Source organism: Staphylococcus sp. EG-SA-17 (genome assembly GCF_017151845.1).
Taxonomy (GTDB): Bacteria; Bacillota; Bacilli; order Staphylococcales; family Staphylococcaceae; genus Staphylococcus; species Staphylococcus aureus.
In genome coordinates this window covers 1-452 of sequence record NZ_JACVZO010000103.1, presented here as the reverse complement: position 1 = coordinate 452, position 452 = coordinate 1, and the positions used below count along the sequence as shown (strand labels likewise).

1 pseudogene is annotated in these 452 nt (G+C 23.7%); it reads right to left on the bottom strand.

The window, feature by feature from the left end:
* Window positions 1-405: pseudogene (locus IDG65_RS14255) on the bottom strand (hypothetical protein); the annotation flags it as partial.
* Window positions 406-452: the final 47 nt, after the last annotated feature.

The following is a 452-nucleotide window of genomic DNA, read 5'->3' as shown; positions in this document are numbered from 1 at the left end:
TCTCATATCATAGTAATCTTTCATATATTTTTTTACACAATTTTTTATTTCATTAAAATTATCCAAATTTAGATTATCTATTGTCTTTAATAAATGGTCATTAACAACATTAGCATACCCACATCCAAGCTTCTTTTTTATCTCTTCATCACTTAAATTTTCATCTAATTTATAATATCTTTCTAAAAAATTTGTGATAAAAACTTCTAATGCAGTCTGAATTTGTACAATTGCTAAATTATAGTCAGATTTATAAAAAGAACGTTCACCTTTTCTCATAGCCAAAACATAAATATTGCTAGGATGGTTATTGAAAACATTATAATTTTTTTTAATATTTAATAAATCACTTTTTTTGATAGATGAATACTGATCTTCCTCTATCTTTCCAGGCAAATCAATCATGAAAATGCTCATCTCTTTTATATTTCCATCTGTAGTATATATTACAT